Consider the following 19,556-nt stretch of genomic DNA (forward strand, 5'->3'; position numbering starts at 1 on the left):
ACATCCGAAAAGTCTGAAAACATACTACTAAATCTGCAGCTGAATTTGATCCAGACGATCAAACAGATTGCGTAGTAACACTCTTTCATCATCACTAAGATGGTCGAGAATTAAATCTTCATAGCCAACGGCAATCGGTACAATCTCGTTATAAATACTGATACCAGTTTCTGATAACGCCAAAACGGAGCGGCGTTTATCATCTTCTGCAAAGTGACGTTCAATATTACCCTTATCAAGCAATTTACTAACGGCGCGGGACACAGCAACTTTATCCATGGCTGTTTTCTCAGCAACTTCTCCTGCTGAAATGTCCGGAAACTCCCCCAAAACTGCCATAATTCTCCACTCAGGCAAAGACAGGTCAAACCGTTGATTATACTTATCAGCAATAGCCTGAGAAACCCGGTTGGAAAGCACAGAAAGGCGGTACGGCAGGAAATTATGAAGTTTAAGAGGGGAGTCTATTTTTTCTGACATATGTACCGTCACTCTTGAAAAAGGTTTCTAATGTAACTAATATTGAATTAACAAATTAAGCTGGAAGTATTACGAATACTCCTTAACCTGCAATATCTTGCAGCATCTGTAAATCCCGACCGTATATAGGAGACAGTTTTTATGAAATTGGCGAGCTTAAAAGAAGGCCGTGACGGAGCTCTTGTTCTGGTATCTAATGATCTTAAACGAATGACATCTGCACAGGAAATTGCGCCTACACTTCAGGCTGCACTGGATGATTGGAAAAACTGTTTCCCAAAACTACGGGCAAAGGCTGAATCATTAGAGTCAGGGGCTATAGAGGGTGAAGCATTTGATCAAACTGCATGTCATTCACCGCTTCCAAGGGCATATCAGTGGGCAGATGGTAGCGCTTATGTCAATCATGTGGAATTGGTGCGGAAGGCCAGAGGAGCAGAAATGCCAGATAGCTTTTGGACAGACCCTCTTATGTACCAAGGTGGTTCAGATAGTTTTCTGGCACCACATGATCCGATTGTTATGCCTACCGATGAAGGTTGGGGTATAGATTTCGAAGGGGAAGTTGCTGTCATTACTGGGGATGTACCTATGGGGGTATCTGCCGAGGATGCGCTTAAATATATTCGTCTTGTGATGATCGTGAATGATGTGTCACTTCGCGGACTAATCCCTGGCGAGCTTGCCAAAGGCTTTGGTTTCTTTCAGTCTAAACCTTCCAGTGCTTTTTCACCGGTTTGCGTAACGCCTAATGCACTCGGTGATGCATGGCAGAACGGAAAACTGAAGCTACCACTGGTATCATATTATAATGGCGAAAAATTTGGTGAACCAGATGCCGGTATTGATATGACATTTGATTTTGGACAATTGATTGCACATGCTGCGAAGTCTCGTCCTCTCGAAGCAGGTAGTATTATTGGTTCTGGAACTGTTTCTAACAAACTTAATGACGGCCCGGGCCGCCCGATCGCTGATGGCGGAGTAGGCTACAGCTGTATTGCCGAGATCAGAATGATTGAAACAATTGAAACAGGTGCCCCAAAAACGCCCTTTATGTCGTTCGGGGACACCATTAAAATTGAAATGTTTGATGCATCCGGTCAGTCTATCTTTGGCTCAATTGATCAAACAGTACAAAAGAAAGGCTAGACCGTGTCACGCATTCTGTATGGATACTATCGGTCTTCTGCTGCATACCGTGTCAGGATAGCGCTTAACCTGAAAGGGTTAGACTATGAGCATGTTTCAGTTAACCTGAAGCCTGGTGAGGATGGCCAGAAACAAGCAGAGTATGTTGCGCTGAACCCACAGGGCAGGGTCCCTTTCTTTATTGATGGGGATGTAAAAATTGCTCAGTCACCAGCGGTTTTAGAATATCTTGAAGAGGTATATCCGGAAACTCCATTGTTGCCAGAGGCAGCAGCAGATCGGGCCTTTATTCGTCAGATAGTCAATATAATCGCCTGTGATATTCATCCGCTGAATAATCTGTCAGTACTGCAGCGCCTAAAGGGTGACTTTTCTGCTTCTGATCAGGATATTGCTATTTGGTATCATCACTGGATTAAAGAAGGCTTTCAAGCCATTGAAAAATTGTCAAAAAACACATCTGGTGAATTTCTATTTGGTGATGACCCAACATTGGCAGACGTGTACCTACTGCCTCAGATATGGAATGCAGAGCGTTTCAAAACCGCACTGGATGATTTCCCGACTTTGTTATCAATTAGGGATAATGCCAATAAGCTTCAGGCGTTTATTGATGCTGCACCTGAAAATCAGCCAGACACGCCAGCAATATAAAAGTATTTAAACAAATGTTAGGCCCCTGATTAATTCGGGGGCCTTATGCCAATTAAGTGTAACAAACACACTCTAGTATCCCCGCAAACTATTGAAACATGAGTTTGATGAGGGATTAAATGCGCAAGCTATTATCAATTATTTTTATGGGTTTTCTGTCGGTTTCTGTAACTGCGGCAGAGCCAAATCATTCAGATACAGTTATTCTGGTAACGCTGGACGGTATGCGGTGGGAAGAGGTCTTTCGCGGGGCAGATAATGCTTTCTTGCACGATGAGAAGTTTCTGTTCCACAAAGGCGACAAAAATGACCTGCAGCAGAAATATGCAACAGGTACCATGACAGATCGCCGAAAAGCTCTAATGCCTTTCTTTTGGAATGTAGTTGCACAACAAGGACAACTGTATGGCAACCAGGACAAGGGTAGTATTGGATACTATACTAACAAATTTCATTTTTCTTATCCGGGATATAGTGAAATTTTAACAGGTTTTGCGGACCCGCGCATAGACAGTAATGAAAAGGTCCTAAACCCTAATGTAACAGTGCTTGAATGGCTGCATAATAAACCTGAGTACAAGGGTAAAGTCGAGGCATTTACCAGTTGGGATGTCTTCCCGTTTATCATTAATGAAGACCGAAGCGGCATACCTGTAAACGCAGGCTTTGAAGCCTATACAGAAGTTAAGAGCGACCGTGTGGAAGCAATGAATGCGATTCAATCAGAACTGCCACATATATGGCATTCTGTCCGGTATGATGCCCTGACGATGGGTTTTGCGTTAGAAGCAATGAAGGAACGCAAATTACGGTTTGTCTATATCAGTCTTGGTGAAACCGATGATTTTGCACACGGTGGGTTTTATGATCATTATCTGACGTCAGCCAATAGAAATGACCGTTTGATTTCACAATTGTGGGACTTTGTCCAAAATGATGAAAGATATCAGGGCAGGACCACACTGTTACTCACAACTGATCATGGCCGCGGCAATGAAACACTTGAAGACTGGAAACACCACGGAGGAAAGCCAGGCGATGAAGGCATCTGGATTGGAGCCATAGGTCCAAATATCAAACCTCTGGGCGAGATTGAAGGAGGAACACCAGTTAGTCTTCATCAGGTCGCCTCTACAGCTGCAAAAATACTGGGATATGACTATGAAGTGCCCAGCGGATCTGAATTCACTGTAGGTAAACCCATCACAACGATTACAGATGAATAATACCGCACAACACATTTAGATTTTTAAATAAAGAAAGCCGGGATAACCCGGCTTTCCTTGAGTATAACAGTTCTGAGCAGAACTGATTTATTCAGCTTTATTCTGCGGCCTTCAGCTTGGCTTCTTTTGCTGCACTGATAATACGCTCCGCCATTTCATTAGCGATTACACCCGTTGGCCGACCTTCTTTGTCGCTTGCTTCAAAAATACGGGTAAGAGTGTCACCAATACGCAGGACCTTAGTGCGCGTAGCTGCTTCATTCTTTGGCTCTTTGTACACTTCTGTTTCGATTGCTGTGATACCGCCAGCATTGATAACATAATCAGGTGCATAAAGAATGCCGCGCTTGCGAAGTGCTTCATCTTCCACACCTTCAGTTTCAAGCTGATTATTTGCAGCACCCGCAATAATTTTAGCCTGGATTTCAGGCAGGGATTTTGGATTAAGCGTACCACCAAGAGCACACGGCGCATACACATCACAGTCAGCTGCATGAATAGCGTCAGGCGCCACTACAGTTGCCGGACCGTCTGCCAGCACTGCTTCGATGTGTGCATCAACAATATCTGCAATTAAGACCTGAGCGCCAGCTTCACGAAGGTGATTAACAAGCGCATGTCCAACGTGACCAACCCCTTGGACTGCGACCTTGATGCCTGTCAGGTCATTTTGACCTAGTTTATGACGTACAGACGCCTGAATGCCGGTGAATACACCTAGTGCCGTATGTGGTGATGGGTCACCTGTGCCGTGTTCACCACTGTCCAGACCGCAAACATAGGGGGTTGCAGTAGCTGCAGCCTCTAGCATGGGAACTGAGGTGCCGACGTCTTCAGCGGCATAGTAAGCGCCGCCCAGAGTATTTACGGCCCGACCAAATGCCTGCATAAACTCATCAGTTGCCAGCTTTTTCGGATTGCCGATAATAACGGACTTACCGCCACCCAGGCGAAGGCCAGCCATAGCATTTTTATAGCTCATCCCACGTGACAGACGAAGTACGTCATATACCGCGTCCTGCTCACCACGTGTTTGCGCGACATCTGATGGTGCTGATTTGTGTATAGCAGCATAGTCCCAAAACCGTGTGCCGCCTGTGGCCGGACCTAGAGCCGTGGAATGCACCGCAATAATGGCCTTAAGACCAGTTTTAGCATCGCTGAAAAAAGATACATTTTCGTGGTCCATAAAACTACGTGAGTCAAAAACGGGCATGCTGAGTTACTCCAGTTAATTTAATTCTCTTAGGTCGCGGATTGTGCAGGCACATACTCATCAGGTTCATGATCTACCGGCCAGTCTGCAAAAAGTTCAGCTTTCTTTGCTTTAGCCTTCAGAAGATATTCTTTTTTGACAGGTCCAAACCCGCGAATACCCTCTGGTAGATTAGCAATTTCAAAAGCAGTTTCGTGATTGTCCTTTGTCATGCCTTTAAGCATGGCGTCAAGGGTTCGTTCATAGTCGCGTATTAATTTACGTTCCATGACACGCTCTTCATGATAGCCAAACGGGTCAAGGGCAGTTCCTCTTAGACCTTTGAACTTGGACATCACGGAAAAGACCGGCAGTATCCAGGACCCAAATTCGCGTTTCTTGGGGCGCCCGGTTGCTTCGTCTTTGCCAGGAAGAAGTGGTGGTGCGAGATTGAGTGACAGCTTCAGATCACCTTCAAACTGTGCCTTGAGCTTTGCACGAAATTCTGGTGTTGAATAGAGGCGTGCCACTTCATACTCGTCTTTGTAGGACAGTATTTTAGCGTACTGAATTGCCACAGCCTTCGTTACTTTCAGGTCGCTTACACCCAGAGCTTTCTCAGTAGCTCTGACCTTGTCGACCAATGTACGGTATTTTTTGGCTAGTGAAGCATTCTGATAGTCAGTCAGATGTTTCTCTCGGTGCGCGATAATGTCGTCAAGGTCTGTGATCGGTGCAGGCACATCAAGAGTAGACCCTTTCAGCACACCCAAGACAGCATCAATATCATGCGCAGCCATACGGCCCCAATACAGGGTGCGGAGGTTTGTCTCTACTGCAACTTTATTCAGCCGGATCGCTTCTTCTATGCTTTCCAGCTTCAGCGGGATCAACCCCATTTGCCACGTATAGCCAAGCACAAATGTATTAGTTGCAATGGAATCGCCCATTAGTGCAGACGCAAGTTCCTGTGCAGGAATACGGTAACGACGATCTTCGCAGGTTACACCGTCCAACTGTTTTTGGACCGCTTCCTGACGGAAATCAATGTCACGACTTCGGACGAAATCAGCGATAGGGGACAGGTGCGAGTTTATCACGGCACTTGTACGGTCTGGACGGAGAAGGTTCGCAGCATCGGCAGAGGCAGCAACAATACTGTCGCATGCCATCAGAAGGTTTGCACGACCAGTAACAATCCGAGAAGAGCGAAGTTTGTCCTGATCATCTGCCAAGCGTAGATGCGACATAACCGCACCACCTTTTTGCGCAAGGCCGGTGTTATCAAGCGTTGAAAAGGCCTTCCCTTCGAGATGGGCCGCCATGCCCAGGACACCGGATATCGTTAAGACGCCAGTACCGCCAATACCTGTCACCAGAATATTATAGTCACCAAATTCCTTGTCGAAATCAGGAAGGTTTGGGCTCGGCAATTCTGGAAGGTTGAACTCAGCAAGGTCGCCTGTACCAGCTTTTGATTTTCTGGGCGTGCCACCACGTACTGTCACAAAAGATGGGCAGAAGCCTTTAAGGCAGCTAAAGTCTTTGTTACAAGTCGACTGGTTGATGACGCGTTTACGGCCAAGGTCTGTTTCAAGCGGCTCAATGGAGATACAGTTGGACTGTGTTGAACAATCGCCACATCCTTCACAAACTGCATCATTAATGAAAACACGGCGGTCTGGATCATCCATCTTACCCCGTTTGCGACGGCGGCGCTTTTCAGCTGCACATACCTGATCGTAGATGATGGCAGTAACGCCTTCAATTTCTTTTAACTCGTTCTGAATTTTCATCAGAAGTTTGCGGTCATACACCTCAACACCAGCAGGCAACGTAATAGCCGCATAATCAGCAAACCGTTCTGTTAAGATAACAACACGCTTTACTTTTTCTGCTTTTAACTGTGCAGCAATTTCTGGAACGGTAAAGCTACCTTCTGCTTCCTGACCGCCTGTCATTGCTACTGCATCATTATACAGAATTTTGTACGTAATATTGACATTAGAGGCGACAGCTTGCCTGATGGCCAAAGTCCCAGAGTGCGTATAGGTGCCGTCTCCAAGGTTTGCAAACACATGTTTTTCATTGGAAAACGGTGCCTGACCAACCCAGGTTACACCCTCGGCACCCATGTGGGTGAAGGTCTCGTTACCACGATCCATGTTAATTGCCATAATGTGGCAACCAATACCAGCGAGGGCACGGCTACCCTCAGGTACCACAGTAGAAGAATTGTGCGGACAACCAGAGCAGAAGTAAGGCGTGCGTGCGACTTCAGGTTTGTAGCCAGCAAAAGCGCGCTTGCGTTCCGTGAAATAATCAAGCTTCGCCTTAATGTCCGATGATTTATAGAGTTTGGACATTCGGTCGGCGATGACCTGTGCAATTGTACCAACTTCCAGTTCATTTTCTGGGGGAAGGAGCCAGTTGCCAGATTCGTCATGCTTGCCTACAACAGTGGGGCGGACATTTTCTTTCCAGTTGTATAGTTGCCAGCGGAGTTGATGTTCGATCATCTCACGCTTTTCTTCAACAACCAAGACTTCGTCCAGTCCTTCACAGAATTCTCTCACCCCTTGTGGTTCAAGTGGCCAGGGCATACCAACTTTATAAAGACGCAGGCCGATTTCCTTGGCGACATCTTCTGTTATTCCAAGCTCGTAAAGTGCCTGACGAACATCCTGATAAGACTTACCGGTTGTAATGATGCCAAATTTTGGATTAGGGCAGTCCCATACCAGATTGTCAATTTTATTGGCACGGGCAAACGCCATAGCTGCGAAGCCCTTGTACCGCTGCATTCTGGTATCTTTTTCGCGCCAAACATCAGGCCAGCGAATACCCAAACCACCTTCTGGCATTTCAAAGTCTTCAGGCATAATGATTGAACGCTTTTCAACGCCAAGATCAACTGACCCAGCAGTTTCCACTGTTTCTGAGGTACATTTCATGCCAACCCACATGCCGGAAAAGCGGCTCATGGCGATACCAAGCAGACCATATTCAACATATTCATGGACGGAAGCTGGATACAGTTCAGGCATAAAGGCTGCCATGAAGTTATGATCAGACTGATTGGGCAGTGTGGATGATTTTGCGCCGTGATCATCAGCTGCGATCGCCAGGACACCGCCATGCTTGCTGGTGCCGTCAAAGTTTGCATGCTTCAGCGCATCCATTGACCTGTCAATGCCAGGGCCCTTGGAATACCATATCCCAAATACACCATCATACTTACTGTTTTCAGGGTGGATCATCAGTTGCTGAGATCCCCAAACAGCAGTTGCACCAAGGTCTTCATTCAGTCCTGGTTCGAAGACAATATGATTTTCGTCCAGATATTTCTGGGCGCGCATCAACTCCATATCGTATGTGCCAAGAGGTGACCCGCGATACCCTGAGATAAACCCGGCGGTGTTCAGGCCGGCTGCTTCATCGCGCCACCTTTGCACCATTGGTAGTCTGACTAACGCATGAACACCTGTCATGAAGGCTTTACCTTCACGTAGTTCATAGCGGTCTTGTAATGATACCTTGTGGCTCATGATTGTCTCCCATCCACTGAAACAGATTCCCGTGTCGACACTCTGACAGAAAGTATATTATGCCAGAAAGAACACGAAATTGGCTGTCTAAATTGCTAGTACTTGGCAGGAAAATGACAGTGATACTGACAGATTTTTGAAATTTTATTGCTAAATGCACCTTGGGAGGAAATTCCAAGGAAGCCGTCATAGAAAAACGGCATCAAATTCAGTTACCTGTATGATGCCGTTTTAGAGGAATAATTTTTTCTATCGGGTTTCGTTAAAGAGCTCCCGCCCGATTAACATACGCCTGATTTCGGAAGTGCCGGCACCAATCTCGTAGAGCTTGGCATCACGCCACAAACGCCCCGTCGGATATTCGTTGATATAACCGTTCCCACCAAGTGTCTGAATTGCTTCGCCTGCCATCCAGGTAGCTTTCTCTGCGCTGTAGAGAATACAGCCCGCTGCATCTTTGCGCGTTGTCTCACCCCTGTCACAGGCAGCGGCCACGGCATATACATATGCACGGCACGCACCCCATGTTGAATACATGTCAGCAATCTTGCCCTGCATCAGCTGAAACGTACCAATTGGTTTGCCGAATTGTTCACGTTCATGGACATAAGGGATCGTGATATCAAGACACGCACGCATAATCCCAAGTGGGCCGCCAGACAGGACTACACGCTCGAAATCAAGGCCGGACATCAATACGTTTACGCCTTTACCTTCTTCGCCCACGATATTCTCAAAAGGTACGAGACAGTTTTCAAATACCAATTCACAGGTGTTTGATCCGCGCATGCCCAGTTTGTCCAGCTTTTGCGCAGTTGAAAATCCCTCCATGTCTTTTTCAATGAGGAAGGCCGTAATTCCTTTAGCACCTGCATCCATATCAGTTTTGGCGTAAACCAACAGCACATCTGCATCAGGGCCATTGGTGATCCACATTTTATTGCCGTTCAGCAGGAAACCATCATTTCTCTTTTCTGCCTTAAGCCGCATGGATACTACATCTGACCCTGCGCCGGGCTCAGACATTGCAAGCGCACCAACATGTTCACCAGTAATTAACTTGGGAAGATATTTTGCCCGTTGTTCAGGTGATGCATTTTTTGTGATCTGATTGATACAAAGGTTAGAGTGTGCACCGTAGCTAAGACCAACCGATGCTGATGCACGGCTAATTTCTTCCATTGCGACCACGTGCGCCAGATAGCCCATGTTGGCGCCACCAAATTCCTCAGGTGCAGTCATGCCAAGGATGCCAATCTCGCCCATTTTTTGCCATAGGTCATGAGGGAATAGGTTTGTCTCGTCAATTTCAGTAGCCCGTGGAGCAATCTCTGTTTCAGCAAACTTGCGAACAGTATCACGGAGCATTTCAATTTCTTCACTGTGACCGAAGGAAAGATGTGGGAATTCAAGCATAACTATTTTCCTGTTACTGGCAGATTATTCTGACTGTTCATGTACTTCGAGGAGCAGGGAGCCATCACCCACCTGATCACCGGCTTTAAGGTTTAGACCGGCAATGGTGCCGGACCTTGGTGCTGATAATGTTTGTTCCATTTTCATGGCTTCCATCACCAGTAGTGGCTGTCCTGCCTCAACGGCATCTCCGTTACTGACAAGTACCTCCAGAATTTTGCCTGGCATAGGCGCCATCAGGTTACCTGGGCCTTCTGTGGCTTGATCATCGGCGGCGTTCATGCTGTGACGCTTAAGCGTTATTGTCTTGTCAGGTGTGACAACCGTTACTGTATCTGTTTCAACAGCGGTTGTTAGTAATAGGCGTTTGCCACTGTGACGTACCTCCAGTGTATCTAAAGAATGTGAAAGCACAGTGAAAGAGTGACATTCGTCTAATGCTGTAACAGTAATTTCGTTTGCTGAAGCTGAGATATAGCAAGCAACTTCAACGCCATCCCCGTCTTCAAACCGTTCAGTATAGCCGCCGGACATGTTTAACCGGAACGCATCTCCACCACACCATGGATCGTCTGTGAGGTGACTAGTTGGGCGGTTTAGGTGTGTTGCGAGGGCTGCAAAGCCGAATTCCAATGATGTTACAGCAGGCGACGTGAGTAGCTGTTCGCTATTATCTGCAATGAAGCCAGTATGCACATCACCTCGACCAAAGTCTTCATGGCTGATTAGTGCCTTTAGAAAGTCTCTGTTTGAGGTCAAACCGATAAGGCTGGTTTGTTCCAGCAGGCTTTTCATGGCCATCAGGGCTTGTTGACGGTCTGCGCCATAGGAGATCAACTTAGCAACCATGGGATCATAGTGAATGCTTATTGCATCACCTGTTTCAATGCCTGTATCGATGCGCATTGATGATGTGCTTACAGGATGCTTGAATTTCTTAACTGATCCGATAGCTGGCATAAAATCGTTGTAAGGGTCCTCTGCATACAGTCTGACTTCAAAGGCATGCCCTGATACTTGCGCGTCAATCTCTGGCTGGGATTTTGGAAGGTGTTGTCCATCTGCGACCCGTATCTGCCATTCAACCAAGTCTGTGCCTGTAATACATTCAGTTACAGGATGTTCGACCTGAAGCCGCGTGTTCATTTCCATGAAATAGAAACTGTCTTCAGAAAGCTCTTTTGAACCATCAACAATGAATTCTATTGTTCCCGCGCCAGCATACTGGATTGCTTGTGCTGCTCTGACCGCGGCACCCCCCATGGCTTTGCGTACATTTTCAGGCATATTCGGGGCAGGGGCTTCTTCTACCACTTTCTGGTGTCGGCGTTGCAGCGAACAGTCTCTTTCCCATAGATGAACCGCATTGCCGTGACTGTCACCAAAAACCTGAATTTCGATGTGACGGGGGCGCTCGATCAGTTTTTCTACAAGTAACTGACCATTACCGAAGGAATTTTCGCCTTCACGACGAGCGCTATCAATAGCAGCTGCAATGTCTTTACTGTTGTCTACACGGCGCATGCCCTTGCCGCCACCACCCGCAACGGCTTTCAATAGTACAGGATAGCCAATGCGCTCTGCTTCGAGCGTTAGCGTTTCCAAAGATTGGTCATCACCATGATAACCAGGCACAACAGGAACATTGGCTTCAATCATTAGCGCCTTCGCAGCCCCTTTCAGGGCCATGGCTTTCATGCTTTCTGCACTTGGACCGATAAAGCGTATGCCGTTTTCTTTGCAGGCATTTGCAAAATCAGGATTTTCGGACAAAAAGCCGTACCCAGGGTGAATTGCATCAGCACCTGTCTGTTTTGCGGCATCAATGATGCGTGAAGACTGAAGATAACTTTCAGAGGCCGACGCAGGACCAATATGGACAGCCTCATCAGCAAGTCTTACATGGCGGGCTGCGACATCTGCATCAGAATAGACAGCAACTGATTTAATGCCAATCTTCCGGCATGTTTCGATAACACGACAGGCAATTTCACCACGATTAGCAATTAATATTTTTTGAATATTTACAATTGGTTCCATGATGTTTCTCAACTTTTTAATATCCAGTCAGGAGACCGTTTTTCAAAGAAAGCTGCCAAGCCTTCCTGTCCTTCCTGACTTGTTCTGCGTGTTGCTATCTGTTCCGCAGTAAAACTTCTAAGGCCAGCATCAATAGGCTTGCCACTAACTGATAAGACGAGATGTTTAGCATCGGCTATTGCATGTGGCCCGCCAGCTAAAATGTCTTGTAGTATGTTGCTCATGGCTTCTTCTGCGTCGTCCAGTGTCTGATATACTTCATGAACCAAGCCAATGTCTTTGGCGGTAGTTGCATCAAACCTTTCAGCTGTTATGAATAGACGCCGTGCTTGTCGTTCGCCTATTGCAGCGACGACAAAAGGTGAGATGGTCGCCGGTGTTAAGCCCAGACGCACCTCAGATAGGGCAAATTTTGCGCCCTCGACACAAAGCACAATATCAGCACAAGCTGTCAAGCCGACACCGCCCCCCATTGCTGCGCCGTGCACCAAGGCCAGAACGGGTTTTGGACATGTATAGATACTGTTCAGCATGGCAGATAGCTTTTCCGCATCTTCCAAATTTTCGGCGTGAGTAAAGGTAGCGGCATCTTTCATCCACGATAAATCAGCACCTGCGGAGAATGACTTACCATTGCCGGAGAGTATAATTGCACGCACATCATTGTCCGTTCCTAACTGAACAAAAGCTGCGTGCAGTTGCGCAATGAGCTCTGCATTAAAGGCATTATGCACTTCTGGCCTATTAAGCCTGATACGCGCTATCCCTTCTGGGGATTTTGAAATCTCTAACATACGAAATCCCCGCTTACATTCTGAAAATGCCGAATTTCGTCGGCTCTATTGGGGCGTTCATGGTTGCTGATAAAGCAAGGCCAACGACACGCCGCGTGTCAGCTGGATCAATAACGCCATCATCCCAAAGGCGGGCACTGGCATAGTAAGGGTGGCCTTGTTTTTCATACATCTCGAGAATAGGCTTTTTAAAGTCCGTTTCTTCTTCTTCTGACCATTCCTCTCCGCGAAGTTCCATGCCGTCCCGTTTGACAGTAGCAAGAACGTTTGCTGCTTGTTCGCCGCCCATCACGGAAATCCGAGCATTCGGCCACATCCACAAAAACCGTGGTTGATAGGCACGCCCACACATCCCGTAGTTGCCAGCACCATAGCTTCCGCCGATGAGAATGGTGAATTTGGGAACTTTTGCGCAGGCAACGGCTGTGACAAGCTTCGCACCGTCCCGTGCAATGCCGCCGTTCTCATATTTCTTCCCAACCATAAAGCCGTTGATATTTTGCAGGAACAACAGGGGAATGCCGCGCTGCGCACAAAGTTCCACGAAATGTGCACCTTTCAGGGCACTTTCAGAGAATAAGATGCCGTTGTTGGCAACGATGCCAACAGGATGCCCCCAGATATGAGCAAACCCGCATACCAGTGTTTCGCCGTAGAGTTTTTTGAATTCATCAAAGTGGCTGCCATCCACAAGACGAGCGATAATCTCACGCACATCAAAAGGCTGTCTGCTATCCTTGGGTATAATGCCGTAAATTTCATCGGCAGCATACAGCGGTTCCTCTGGTTCTTTCATGGCAAGCTGGTTTGCCTTGGTACGGTTTAGGTTGCTGACGATATGACGCGCGATACCAAGTGCATGTGTATCGTCTTGTGCAAGATGGTCCACAACACCTGAGATACGTGCATGGACATCGCCGCCGCCTAGGTCCTCTGCAGTGACAACCTCGCCTGTTGCAGCCTTCACGAGCGGTGGACCGCCGAGAAAAATCGTACCCTGGTTACGTACAATGATTGTTTCGTCCGCCATGGCTGGAACATAGGCGCCACCAGCAGTACAACTACCCATAACGACAGCAATTTGCGGAATGCCTTTGGCTGACATATTAGCCTGATTATAGAATATTCTGCCAAAGTGGTTCTTGTCAGGGAACACATCATCCTGATTGGGCAGATTTGCACCGCCACTATCCACAAGGTAGATACAGGGAAGGTGATTTTCTTCTGCGATTTCCTGAGCGCGAAGGTGTTTCTTCACAGTCATCGGATAGTATGTGCCACCTTTAACAGTCGCATCATTACAAACGATCATGCATTCAGTACCGCTTACACGTCCAATACCGGTTATGACACCTGCAGCATGGATATCGGCATCATACATGCCAAAAGCCGCTAATTGGGACAGTTCAAGAAATGCGGTGCCAGGGTCAATAAGGCGATTAATGCGCTCTCTGGGTAGCAACTTGCCGCGGCTTAGGTGCTTGGCCCGGGCACGCTCTGGACCGCCCTGGCTTATTTCTGCAACCTTGTCTTTCAAATCGTTAACCTGCGTCTCTAGGTGCTGGTAATTGTCAGAGAAGTCTTCCGCGTTGACTTGAACCTTTGAGTGAATAACGCTCATACTCTGTCCCTGTTCTTACTTCTGATATGTTGTGTAGTGAAATAGAGGTGACAAAATACACCGGGTCTTGCTATAGGTAAAATCGAATTGAGTTATAATGTGAATAGACAGCATCTATGATAGATTTATATTTGATCCGGTATTTCGTGGCAGTCGTTGAAAGCGGTACCTTCACCCGTGCTGCTGAAAAGGCATTTGTTAGTCAGCCTACTTTATCAGCTGGGATTAAGAAGCTGGAAGAGCAAGTAGGAAAACCCCTTTTCGAGCGGTCTAATAAACGTGTTTTTTTAACGGAGGCCGGCACCCGGTTCCTTCCACGTGCTAAGGCGATTCTTCATGAGTGTAATCTTGCAATGCTGGCGGTTAAGGACAGTAAAGGACCTGCCGTTTTAAGACTAGGTTTGCTTCGCACCTTGCCTAATCGCCGTATTGGGGAAATGCTGTCAGAGTTTAGAAGGCTTCAACCAGATTTAGCGTTTGAAATTCAGGATGGTACTGAGCAAGAACTGATGAATAGACTGGAGGACAGGTCGATTGACTTTGCTTTGTCCATTTACCGAGGTGAGAAGGCCGAGACCGCTGTACCGCTGTACTGTGAACCATATCTAATGGTATTGGCAAAAGATCATCCACTTGCTGGACGAAAGCAGCTAGCAGCATCAGACCTGGTGAATGAATATATGATCGTTCGTTCTCGCTGCGAAATACTGAGTGAAACCAGTAGATATTTCACTGACAGAAATATCAGGCCGCGTTTTTCCTGTCGTACCTCAAATGATGCGCGTGCACTTGCTATGGTCGCAGCAGGTCTTGGCGCTACTGTTGTACCTGAAAGCCTGGTTGACGAACGTTTAACAGCCTTGCCTTTAAGTGAATTTCAATATGAACGAACTATTGGGCTGTTCCTGCCAAAATATGAGCAAACAGATGAGCTGGGCCACCTTGGAAGCTTGTTTCAGAATCATGTGATTTCCAGTTGGAAGAAATCCAAAGAAAATCGAAGGACGTAAGAAAGACTAACCGTATATAGTCCATACTTCTCGAAACCATGTTTCACGAAGTTTTTACTTATCCAACTTAGAGTTAACAGTATTTGGAAGGTATAGACTTTGATTTGTGTCTGACTACTAAGGACGCTGGGGCAATAATTATTTAAATAGTCTGGGGACAACACCTTTATGATAAAAGGTAGAATATTTTTAGCAGCCATTCTAATCCTGATTGCTGGCTTCGCTGTTTATTTATTTACGGCAGATTCCAAAGACGCAGCCAGAGGGCAATTTGGTGGCAGAATGGTTACCGTTGAGGTGGCTGACGTAACTTCTCGTGAATTCTCCGATATTGTTGAGGCACTGGGAACCGCAAAAGCGCACGAGTCTGTTACATTGACTTCCCGGGTTTCAGATACTGTCTCGGATGTACTTTTTAATGACGGTCAACATGTCAAGAAAGGCGATATTCTTGTTAAACTGACAAGTTTAGAAGAAGAGGCCCAGGTGCATGAAGCACAGGCAAACTTTGAAGAAGCTGAAAGCCAGTTCAAGCGAATTGAGGATCTTGTAAAAAAAGGTACGGCTTCTACGGCAACTCTTGATGCACAGCAGCGTAAATTAACGGAGGCACGCTCACGGCTTGAGGCGGCTCAGGCACGCTTACAGGACAGAGTGATTGCAGCGCCGTTTGATGGCGTTCTGGGCCTTCGTCAGGTTAGTGAAGGGTCGCTTATCACACAGTCTACCCCGATAACTACAATTGACGAAATCAACCTGATATATCTGGATTTTTCCGTGCCTGAACGTTTCATTGCAACCGTCGGGCAGGGGCAAACAGTAGCGGCGAAAGTTGACGCATATCCAGAACATACATTTGTGGGTGTTGTCACATCCATCGATAGCCGTGTCGATCCAGCAACGCGTACTGTTATTGTCCGCGCAGAGGTTGATAATTCGGATCTTCTGCTCCGCCCGGGCATGCTGATGACTGTACAGGTAACCAGTCGCACGTGGACCGCCCTTTCAGTGCCGGAAGAATCAGTCGTACCAACTGGCGGTAAAATGTATGTTTTCACAGTAAAAGACGGCAAGTCCGAACAGAATGAAGTCAAGTTGGGCCTGAGACGCCCCGGATATGTAGAAGTACTTGAAGGTATTGAAGAAGGGGACCAGGTTGTAACTGCCGGTACACTGAGGTTATCGCGGCCCGGCATGCCTGTACGTATTCTGAACAGGCAAGGTCACTCGCCCAGCCCCGAAGGCGGTGAGCCCACTGGAAGACCAGGAGCAGCATCATGATACTGTCTGATGTCTCTGTTAAACGCCCGGTTTTTGCAACGGTAATCAGTCTTTTGCTTGTTGCATTTGGTGTAATCTCATTTGGGGAATTATCTGTAAGGGAATTGCCTGATGTTGATGCGCCAGTTGTATCGATTAGAACGGTTTATCCGGGGGCTAATGCTGCGGTCATTGAAACGCGAATTACGCAGATCATTGAAAGTTCAATTGCGGGTGTTCCTGGGATTAAGACAATTTCGTCCAACAGCCGTGACGGCAGCAGCTCCATCAATATCGAATTTGAATTGGACCGTAATATTGATGCGGCAGCAAACGATGTACGAGACAGGCTAAGCAGGGTTTTAAATAATCTGCCAGAGGACGTTCTACCGCCGGAAGTTTCCAAGGCCGATGATGATACACGTCCTATACTTTACTATAATATTACCAGCCCAACGATGGATGTTCTGCAATTAACGGATTATGCAGAAAGGAACATTGTCGACAGACTGTCTGTTGTGGACGGCGTTGCAGGTGTTCGTATTGGTGGCAGCAAACGATATGCAATCCGTATACATTTGAACCGTCAGGCAATGGCCGCACGTGGCATTACCGTGTCAGATGTTGAAAATGTCCTGCGAAATGAGAATATTGAACTGCCCGCCGGTAAAATTGAATCCCTCAATCGTGATACTGTTGTCCGGATTAACCGCGAGTATGGTGAGCCTGAATCTTTTGGCTCAATGGTTATCAAAGAGGGTGTTGACGGTGGTTTTGTTCGGTTAGGTGACATTGCTCGCATTGAGCTTGGCTCAGAGCGTGACAAGCGGGAGTTTCGCTCAACTGGAAAGTCAGTAATCAGTATTGGCATTATCAAACAGTCTACCGCAAATACTTTGTCTGTCGCCCAAGGTGCGCATAAAGAGATTGATAAGATACGGGCTACACTGCCTGAAAGTATGCAGCTTCTTGCATCGTATGACAGCAGCGTTTTCATCGATCAAGCGATCAAGGAAGTGTATTTCACACTGATGGTGGCAATGTCGCTGGTTGTTTTGGTTTTGTATCTATTCCTTGGAAACCTTAAAACAGTGATTGTACCAGCGGTTACCGTTCCTGTTTGTATCATTGCCAGCTTCTGGGTGCTATCCTTTGCGGGTGTGACTATCAACCTGATCACTCTTCTCGGTCTTGTGCTTGCAATTGGACTGGTTGTTGATGATGCAATTGTGGTGCTTGAGAATATTTACCGAAGGGTAGAAGAGGGCGAGCCTGGTCTTCTTGCTGCTTACCGGGGTGCACGCCAGGTTGGTTTTGCAGTGATAGCAACAACACTTGTTTTGATTGGGGTGTTCGTACCGATCATGTTCCTTAGCGGAAACATCGGCAGGATGTTTGGCGAGTTAGCGATCACCATGTCAGCTGCTGTAGCATTTTCCAGTTTGATTGCTTTGACGCTAACCCCCATGATGTGTTCTCTCCTTGTAAAACGCAGAAATAAGAAGCCTGCCTTTGCACGCATGTTGGATCGAGCCTTTAATGTTGTACAACAAAAATACTCTGCATTACTGGAGGTTTGTCTCGAGAATAAATTGATTGTGGTGCTTAGTTTTCTTGCGTGTTTTGCAGTTGTAATCGGTCTACAACAAAACATTCCTGATGAATTAGCCCCTGTGGAGGATCGCTCTGCCTTCTTTATGCGAATTCGCGGCCCTGAGGGTGCAAGTTTCGACTATATGAAGAAGGAAATTGCGCAGGTAGAAAAACAGATCATGCCGATCGTGGAAAGCGGCGAGGCTGTGCGCGTTCTTTTGAATGTAGATGCCGGAGGCGGCTTTGGTTTTGTTATCCTTAAACCATGGGATGAGCGTGAACGATCAGCACACGAGATCGTAGCAGAAGTACGTCAACGCCTTAATGCCAATGTAGCTGGATTGCAGGCGATCCCGATCATGACATCTGGTCTGTCACGACGTGGTGGATCCTCTGAGTCTTTCCAATTTGTAATTGGTGCCAATACATATGAAGAACTAGGTCGGTACAGAGACATCATTCTCGAAGAAATTGCCGACTATCCGGGCTTGGTTAACGTTGATGCGGACTATAAGGAAACGCAGCCCCAATATAATATTAAGATCAACCGTGACCGTGCGGCTGACATGGGTGTGTCTATTCAGGCTATTGGTAGGACCTTATCAACGATGATGGGTGGACGGCGAGTTACTACGTTTGTCAATGACGGCGAAGAATATGATGTTATTCTGCAGGCTGAGGAAAGTGACCGCAGACAGCCACTTGATATGCAGAACATCTATGTGGAATCAGGTCGTTCTGGAAAGCTTATACCGCTTACAAACCTGATAACAGTGTCAGAAGAATCTGGGGCTGGTACACTCCGCCGTTTTAACCGGGTAAGGGCACTTACTATATCTGGGAATATTGCTGACGGCTATAATATGGGCGAAGTTCTTCGCTATATGGAAAATACGGTCAGAGATGTAATTCCAGACGCTACCAGTATCGATTATAAAGGCGCGACACGTGAATATGTTGAAGCAGGGAATGATATTTATTTCATTTTCATTTTGGCACTGGTTGTTGTCTTCCTGGTTCTAGCTGCACAGTTTGAAAGCTTTATCCATCCGTTTGTGATTATGCTGACGGTACCACTTGCGCTTATGGGCGGTCTGTTAGGGTTATATATCGCGGGTAGTACCTTGAATATATATAGCCAATTAGGATTGATCATGCTTATCGGTCTGGCTGCGAAAAACGGTATTTTGATTGTAGAGTTTGCCAATCAAATGCGTGATGCGGGTATGTCAGAGCGTGAGGCGCTTATTAATGCTGCAACTAAAAGACTACGCCCAATTTTGATGACGGGCTTGTCAACGGCCATGGGCGCGCTTCCGCTGATGCTGGCCGTGGGCGCAGGTTCAGCAAGCCGCAACACAATCGGCGTAGTCGTCTTTGGCGGTGTACTTGTTGCAACGTTCCTGACACTGTTCATCGTGCCGACATTCTATGACATGCTGGCCAAATATACGCGGTCACCCGGGCATGTTGCTGACGAATTGTCAAAACTAGAAGATGGTGAAAAGTCTGGTGTAGGTGAGCCTGCAGAATAAACGGGTTGTCTTCACCTCTAAATGCAAAAGCC

At 46.9% G+C, this 19,556-nt stretch carries 13 protein-coding genes; 6 read left to right on the top strand and 7 right to left on the bottom strand.

Translation table 11 applies throughout. The features are described 5' to 3' along the window. Positions 1-27: 27 nt before the first annotated feature. Positions 28-480 carry a MarR family winged helix-turn-helix transcriptional regulator gene (locus IE181_RS11210; protein ID WP_191252992.1) on the bottom strand — a complete coding sequence of 151 codons (453 nt, stop codon included), beginning with the start codon at positions 478-480 and terminating at the stop codon, positions 28-30. Positions 481-621: 141 nt separating this feature from the next. Here IE181_RS11210 and IE181_RS11215 point away from each other — a divergent pair, with 141 nt between their 5' ends. The 3 genes from IE181_RS11215 to IE181_RS11225 all read left to right on the top strand — a co-directional run bounded on the left by IE181_RS11215 (position 622) and on the right by IE181_RS11225 (position 3,512). Further along, on the top strand, positions 622-1,632 hold the full coding sequence (locus IE181_RS11215; protein WP_191252994.1) for a fumarylacetoacetate hydrolase family protein: 1,011 nt from the start codon (positions 622-624) through the stop codon (positions 1,630-1,632). A 3-nt stretch (positions 1,633-1,635) separates the two neighbouring features. Continuing rightward, positions 1,636-2,286, top strand: coding sequence for a maleylacetoacetate isomerase (gene maiA / locus IE181_RS11220; protein WP_191252996.1), 651 nt, complete (start codon positions 1,636-1,638; stop codon positions 2,284-2,286). Positions 2,287-2,405: 119 nt separating this feature from the next. Next, positions 2,406-3,512, top strand: a complete 1,107-nt coding sequence (locus IE181_RS11225) for a phosphoglyceromutase (protein WP_229819372.1) — start codon at positions 2,406-2,408, stop codon at positions 3,510-3,512. 97 nt (positions 3,513-3,609) lie between these two features. Here IE181_RS11225 and IE181_RS11230 read toward each other — a convergent pair whose 3' ends face one another. The 6 genes from IE181_RS11230 to IE181_RS11255 all read right to left on the bottom strand — a co-directional run bounded on the left by IE181_RS11230 (position 3,610) and on the right by IE181_RS11255 (position 14,126). Beyond that, positions 3,610-4,728, bottom strand: a complete 1,119-nt coding sequence (locus IE181_RS11230; RefSeq protein ID WP_191252998.1) for a Leu/Phe/Val dehydrogenase — start codon at positions 4,726-4,728, stop codon at positions 3,610-3,612. A 29-nt stretch (positions 4,729-4,757) separates the two neighbouring features. Beyond that, the gene (locus IE181_RS11235) at positions 4,758-8,255 is read right to left on the bottom strand and encodes an indolepyruvate ferredoxin oxidoreductase family protein (protein ID WP_191252999.1); all 3,498 of its coding nucleotides are present in this window, start codon (positions 8,253-8,255) and stop codon (positions 4,758-4,760) included. Between the two features lie 249 nt (positions 8,256-8,504). Next, positions 8,505-9,671 (bottom strand): isovaleryl-CoA dehydrogenase, encoded by a 1,167-nt coding sequence (locus IE181_RS11240; protein ID WP_191253000.1) that lies wholly within the window; start codon positions 9,669-9,671, stop codon positions 8,505-8,507. Positions 9,672-9,695: 24 nt separating this feature from the next. Then, complete coding sequence (locus tag IE181_RS11245; RefSeq protein WP_191253001.1) at positions 9,696-11,711, bottom strand: acetyl/propionyl/methylcrotonyl-CoA carboxylase subunit alpha; 2,016 nt, start codon at positions 11,709-11,711, stop codon at positions 9,696-9,698. 8 nt (positions 11,712-11,719) lie between these two features. Further along, positions 11,720-12,505 (bottom strand): enoyl-CoA hydratase/isomerase family protein, encoded by a 786-nt coding sequence (locus tag IE181_RS11250; protein WP_191253002.1) that lies wholly within the window; start codon positions 12,503-12,505, stop codon positions 11,720-11,722. A gap of 13 nt (positions 12,506-12,518) precedes the next feature. Beyond that, on the bottom strand, positions 12,519-14,126 hold the full coding sequence (locus IE181_RS11255; protein ID WP_191253003.1) for a carboxyl transferase domain-containing protein: 1,608 nt from the start codon (positions 14,124-14,126) through the stop codon (positions 12,519-12,521). A 116-nt stretch (positions 14,127-14,242) separates the two neighbouring features. On the opposite strand from IE181_RS11255, the gene IE181_RS11260 reads away from it, so the two are divergent. The 3 genes from IE181_RS11260 to IE181_RS11270 all read left to right on the top strand — a co-directional run bounded on the left by IE181_RS11260 (position 14,243) and on the right by IE181_RS11270 (position 19,524). Beyond that, positions 14,243-15,136, top strand: coding sequence for a LysR family transcriptional regulator (locus IE181_RS11260; protein WP_191253004.1), 894 nt, complete (start codon positions 14,243-14,245; stop codon positions 15,134-15,136). A gap of 168 nt (positions 15,137-15,304) precedes the next feature. Beyond that, on the top strand, positions 15,305-16,417 hold the full coding sequence (locus tag IE181_RS11265; protein ID WP_191253006.1) for an efflux RND transporter periplasmic adaptor subunit: 1,113 nt from the start codon (positions 15,305-15,307) through the stop codon (positions 16,415-16,417). Then, a complete protein-coding gene (locus IE181_RS11270) occupies positions 16,414-19,524 on the top strand; it encodes an efflux RND transporter permease subunit (protein ID WP_191253008.1) in 3,111 nt (1,036 codons plus the stop codon). The genes IE181_RS11265 and IE181_RS11270 overlap by 4 nt, the downstream gene beginning before the upstream one ends. Positions 19,525-19,556: the final 32 nt, after the last annotated feature.

The sequence above is a fragment of the Kordiimonas sediminis genome (assembly GCF_014656395.1).
GTDB lineage: Bacteria > Pseudomonadota > Alphaproteobacteria > Sphingomonadales > Kordiimonadaceae > Kordiimonas_A > Kordiimonas_A sediminis.

Coding starts and splice junctions, on each gene's coding strand:
- IE181_RS11210 (WP_191252992.1), bottom strand. CDS start 480: ATGTCAGAAAAAATAGACTCCCCTCTTAAACTTCATAATTTCCTGCCG.
- IE181_RS11215 (WP_191252994.1), top strand. CDS start 622: ATGAAATTGGCGAGCTTAAAAGAAGGCCGTGACGGAGCTCTTGTTCTG.
- IE181_RS11225 (WP_229819372.1), top strand. CDS start 2,406: ATGCGCAAGCTATTATCAATTATTTTTATGGGTTTTCTGTCGGTTTCT.
- IE181_RS11230 (WP_191252998.1), bottom strand. CDS start 4,728: ATGCCCGTTTTTGACTCACGTAGTTTTATGGACCACGAAAATGTATCT.
- IE181_RS11235 (WP_191252999.1), bottom strand. CDS start 8,255: ATGAGCCACAAGGTATCATTACAAGACCGCTATGAACTACGTGAAGGT.
- IE181_RS11240 (WP_191253000.1), bottom strand. CDS start 9,671: ATGCTTGAATTCCCACATCTTTCCTTCGGTCACAGTGAAGAAATTGAA.
- IE181_RS11245 (WP_191253001.1), bottom strand. CDS start 11,711: ATGGAACCAATTGTAAATATTCAAAAAATATTAATTGCTAATCGTGGT.
- IE181_RS11250 (WP_191253002.1), bottom strand. CDS start 12,505: ATGTTAGAGATTTCAAAATCCCCAGAAGGGATAGCGCGTATCAGGCTT.
- IE181_RS11255 (WP_191253003.1), bottom strand. CDS start 14,126: ATGAGCGTTATTCACTCAAAGGTTCAAGTCAACGCGGAAGACTTCTCT.
- IE181_RS11260 (WP_191253004.1), top strand. CDS start 14,243: ATGATAGATTTATATTTGATCCGGTATTTCGTGGCAGTCGTTGAAAGC.
- IE181_RS11265 (WP_191253006.1), top strand. CDS start 15,305: ATGATAAAAGGTAGAATATTTTTAGCAGCCATTCTAATCCTGATTGCT.
- IE181_RS11270 (WP_191253008.1), top strand. CDS start 16,414: ATGATACTGTCTGATGTCTCTGTTAAACGCCCGGTTTTTGCAACGGTA.